At 49.0% G+C, this 3965-nt stretch carries 5 protein-coding genes and 1 CRISPR repeat array; all 5 genes read left to right on the plus strand.

What is annotated here, in order from left to right:
• Window positions 1–8: 8 nt before the first annotated feature.
• The 5 genes from cas7e to cas2e are packed head-to-tail and all read left to right on the plus strand — an operon-like array spanning window position 9 to window position 3615.
• A complete protein-coding gene (gene cas7e / locus V6D20_01140) occupies window positions 9–1148 on the plus strand; it encodes a type I-E CRISPR-associated protein Cas7/Cse4/CasC (protein HEY9814402.1) in 1140 nt (379 codons plus the stop codon).
• A gap of 2 nt (window positions 1149–1150) precedes the next feature.
• Window positions 1151–1801, plus strand: a complete 651-nt coding sequence (gene cas5e, locus V6D20_01145; protein ID HEY9814403.1) for a type I-E CRISPR-associated protein Cas5/CasD — start codon at window positions 1151–1153, stop codon at window positions 1799–1801.
• Entirely contained in the window at window positions 1783–2406 is a 624-nt protein-coding gene (gene cas6e, locus V6D20_01150; GenBank protein ID HEY9814404.1) for a type I-E CRISPR-associated protein Cas6/Cse3/CasE, read from the plus strand. Before cas5e ends, cas6e begins: the two co-directional genes overlap by 19 nt.
• Before the next feature lie 24 nt (window positions 2407–2430).
• Entirely contained in the window at window positions 2431–3336 is a 906-nt protein-coding gene (gene cas1e, locus V6D20_01155; GenBank protein HEY9814405.1) for a type I-E CRISPR-associated endonuclease Cas1e, read from the plus strand.
• A 9-nt stretch (window positions 3337–3345) separates the two neighbouring features.
• Window positions 3346–3615, plus strand: coding sequence for a type I-E CRISPR-associated endoribonuclease Cas2e (gene cas2e, locus V6D20_01160; GenBank protein HEY9814406.1), 270 nt, complete (start codon window positions 3346–3348; stop codon window positions 3613–3615).
• Window positions 3616–3637: 22 nt separating this feature from the next.
• A CRISPR array of direct repeats spans window positions 3638–3920; the repeat unit is 29 nt; unit sequence GTTGTCCCCACGTGCGTGGGGGTGAACCG.
• The last annotated feature ends 45 nt before the right edge of the window (window positions 3921–3965 follow it).

A 3965-nucleotide genomic window follows, 5' to 3' on the forward strand; every position in this document is an offset into this window, starting at 1 on the left:
CATAAACCATGCAAATCGAAATCCATGTTCTGCAAAGCTTCCCACCTGCTAACCTCAATCGTGATGAAAATGGAATGCCCAAATCCACGGTGTTTGGTGGCTATCCACGGGCACGAATTTCTAGCCAATGCCAAAAACGAGCTGTGCGACTGTTCTATCAACAGTATTCGGATCTCTCCGCCGATCAATTTGCTCAGCGATCGCGCTCTTGGATGCCGGAGTTGAAAGCTGTGCTGGTTGCTGCTGATATTCCTGATGTACGGGCTGAAACAGCCGCTAAGTTAGCACTAGAGACGCTGGGCGCGAAATTTGAAGGTGACAAGGTTGAGTCGAAAACAATTTTGTTTTTAGGACGGACAGAGATTGCAGCGATCGCCAATCTTTTGATCAAAAATTGGGCAGCAATTGAGCCAGGATTGATGGCTAAGGATCCTAAATTACCTGTTAAGGATCCTAATATGGCAAAGGTCATTGAAAAGGTCTTGGTGAATAGTGGCAAGCCTGGTGATGTTGCTCTTTTTGGGCGCATGATGGCATCACTGCCCACGGCGAATGTAGATGCAGCGGTGCAGATGGCCCATGCTATTAGCATCAACAAGCTACAGCAGGAATTTGACTTCTTCACGGCGGTTGATGACTTGGGTGGTAATGATACGACTGGTGCAGATCATATGGGTGAGACGGGTTACAACAGCTCTACGTACTATCGATTCACCACCATGGATACGGTTCAGCTTCAGGCGAATTTGGGTGATGATGTACCCGCGCAGGCGATCGCTCAGGCATTTGCGGAGGCGTTTGTGCGTGCGATTCCGACGGGGCATCAAAATAGCTTTGCAGCCCATAGTCTACCCGCAGCGATCATGATGGTGGTGCGCAAGGGGCAGCCTATTTCATTGGTTGATGCCTTCGAAAATCCTGTGGCTCCTAAGGGTGGCAAGAGTTTGCTGGAACGGGCTCTTTCTCAACTAGATAGCCACTGGGCAGATCTAAGCAAGATGTATGGCGAAAAATCTGTGGTGTTTAAAGGGATTGTGACCCGTGAGCAATTGTCTCAGCAGTTGGCAACCCTGAAAGACTGTGAAAAGCCGACGGTCGATGACTTGATCAAAGATGCGATCGCTGCTGCATTTCAGGAGGCTAACTAACTATGCCCACGCTTTTGTTACGAATGCGAGCCCCGATGATGAGTTGGGGTGATCATAGTCGCTTTACGATTCGGGATAGCCGTCGAGAACCAACCAAATCAGCGGTGATTGGCTTGCTTTGTGCAGCTCTTGGTCGCCCTCGTTGGGAACCGATCCATGATCTGGCGACTCTGCGGATGGGGGTGCGGATCAATCAGGAGGGGGTCGTGCAATGTGACTATCACACGGTGATGAATAGCATTAAGTCTAGTGGTAGCAAGGGAGATACGGTGATTAGTCATCGTTATTATGTGGCGGATGCGGATTATCTAGTAGGTCTAGAGGGAGATGATCGGGCATGTTTGGATCGGCTGGATGCGGCATTGCAAGCACCCCATTGGCAGCTCTATTTTGGCCGTAAAAGTTTTGTTCCTAGCCAGCCAGTATCCATCCATGTGGTTGATCTATCGCTTGAAGATGCTCTACGGAGCCATCCCTACACGACGAAACGGCGACGGCCGACTCAACTCCGCTATGTGTTGGAGGTGGCAGATAGTTTAGATGTGCGTCAAGATGTGCCGCTAGACTGGCAAAAGCGTTTATTTGGTAGTCGGTGTGTCGCTACTATATTTCATAATCTAGAGGAGGCGGAAGTATGTATCTCTCCAAACTAGTGTTAAATGAGAGCGATCGCGCTGTCCAACGCGATCTAAGCGATGCCCATAAGCTACACCAACGCATTATGCAGGCATTTCCAGATGACTTGGAGAGCGATCGCCCCCGCCAGGATCTACATATCTTATTTCGCCAAGAGCCAGATAGTAATGTGGTTTTGGTACAGTCTGCGATCGCACCTAATTGGTCAATATTGCCCTCGGGCTATCTACAGGAGCATCACCAGAAGGAATGGCAGTTAGATATAGATCAATGTTCATCTGGGCGAATCTTGCAGTTTCGGCTACGGGCAAATCCAAGTAAGCGGGATAATCAAACCCGTAAGACGATTGGATTATTTCACGAGGCGGATCAGGTAGCTTGGTTGCAGCGCCAGGCGGAACGCTGTGGGTTTCGGCTCCATGGTATTGATGTGATCCCGTCTCCTAATGTGTTTGGCATCAAGAAGGGGGGCAAGGCTCCAATTCGGATCACGACGGCGCTTTATCAAGGGGTGTTGGAGGTTGTGGAGCCGGAGCTTTTTCTAAATGCGGTTCGTCAAGGAATTGGACGCGGGAAGTCCTATGGCTGTGGTCTCTTGTCTATTTCTCGAATAACGATCTAGGTTTTTTACTCTAGGATTACGGCTATGTCTCGACTGCGAACGTTGCCTAAGGCGCGCGATCGCATTAGCTTCCTGTACTTTGAACATTGTCGCATTGAACAGGATGAACAAGCGATCGCTGTTTTTAAGGGAAAAAGTAAGTTTTTTGTGCCCTGTGCAGCGATATCAACGCTGCTGCTAGGGCCTGGTACATCTATCACCCATGCCGCCATTAAAACTCTATCGAACAATACCTGTGAGGTGCAGTGGGTTGGTGAAGATCTATTGCGTTTCTATGCAAGTGGGCGTAGTGGTTCTGGTAATGCTAAACGGATTATTCATCAAGCTACACTTTGGGCAGATTCTATCCAACGTCTGAAGGTGGTGAGGCGAATGTATCTGTTTCGGTTTGATGATCCGCTTAGTGATGATCTCACGCTCCAACAGATTCGGGGACATGAGGGAGTCCGAGTTCGAACGTTATACCAACATTGGAGTCGGCAGACTGGTGTTGAGTGGAATGGAAGGGACTATAAGCAACAGGATTGGAATGCTGCAGATCCGATTAACCAAGCGTTGTCTATTGCCAATGCTTGTCTGTATGCGGTCTGTCAAGCTGCTTTACACTCTGTGGGATATTCACCGGCGTTAGGTTTTATCCATACGGGTAAGCCGTTGTCGTTTGTGTATGATGTCGCAGATATGTATAAGGCGAAGACTACTATACCAGCAGCGTTTGAGGCTGTTTCGGAGACTTATTTCAATCTTGATACGTTAGTTCGCGAAAAGTGCCGAGAGCGTTTTAATGAGCAGAGGCTAATGCATCGCTTAGTCCAAGATGTTGATAGGATGTTGGGCTTTGGTGATGATGAAGAGACGGAGCCGATCTGTTTCCTTTGGGATGATGTTTTGGAGTCTGTGGAGGGTGGTAAAAATTGGGCGGAAGAATAAGGAGGAACGATGGTCGTTTTTGTTTTGGAAAATGTGAAGCCGGTCTTGAGAGGAGAACTGAGCCGCTGGCTGTTTGAGGTTAAGGCTGGGGTTTTTACAGGACGGGTGTCGGCATTGGTCAGGGATGAGTTATGGGATCTAATAGCCCAGAAACTCGATCATGGTTCTGCCGTGATGATCTATCCCAAGAACTGTGAGCAGGGTTTTGATGCTCGAATCCTAGGAAATCCGTCTCGGTCTCTGGTAGACATAGAGGGGGTGCTGTTAGTCAAAGTCTAGGAAATTCAAGTATTCTGGAAGTGTTGTCCCCACGTGCGTGGGGGTGAACCGCCCTACATTAGCTGAGTCCATACCACAACTATTTCGTTGTCCCCACGTGCGTGGGGGTGAACCGTTCATCCATGATTATCTAAAATCCTTGTTAAATGGTTGTCCCCACGTGCGTGGGGGTGAACCGCAACCACAGAGGGCAATGCTTGCGAGTAATGATACGTTGTCCCCACGTGCGTGGGGGTGAACCGGTGAAATCACCTAATAGATTGAATTCATTGATCAGTTGTCCCCACGTGCGTGGGGGTGAACCGATCTCACAAAGTTTCAGCCCTAGTGAGTCTTTTGGTTGTCCCCAC

The organism is Candidatus Obscuribacterales bacterium (assembly GCA_036703605.1).
Lineage (GTDB): Bacteria > Cyanobacteriota > Cyanobacteriia > RECH01 > RECH01 > RECH01.

Bases quoted from the DNA above. Each gene is read 5' to 3' on its own strand.
- cas7e (HEY9814402.1), top strand. From the start codon at position 9: ATGCAAATCGAAATCCATGTTCTGCAAAGCTTCCCACCTGCTAACCTC.
- cas5e (HEY9814403.1), top strand. From the start codon at position 1,151: ATGCCCACGCTTTTGTTACGAATGCGAGCCCCGATGATGAGTTGGGGT.
- cas6e (HEY9814404.1), top strand. From the start codon at position 1,783: ATGTATCTCTCCAAACTAGTGTTAAATGAGAGCGATCGCGCTGTCCAA.
- cas1e (HEY9814405.1), top strand. From the start codon at position 2,431: ATGTCTCGACTGCGAACGTTGCCTAAGGCGCGCGATCGCATTAGCTTC.
- cas2e (HEY9814406.1), top strand. From the start codon at position 3,346: ATGGTCGTTTTTGTTTTGGAAAATGTGAAGCCGGTCTTGAGAGGAGAA.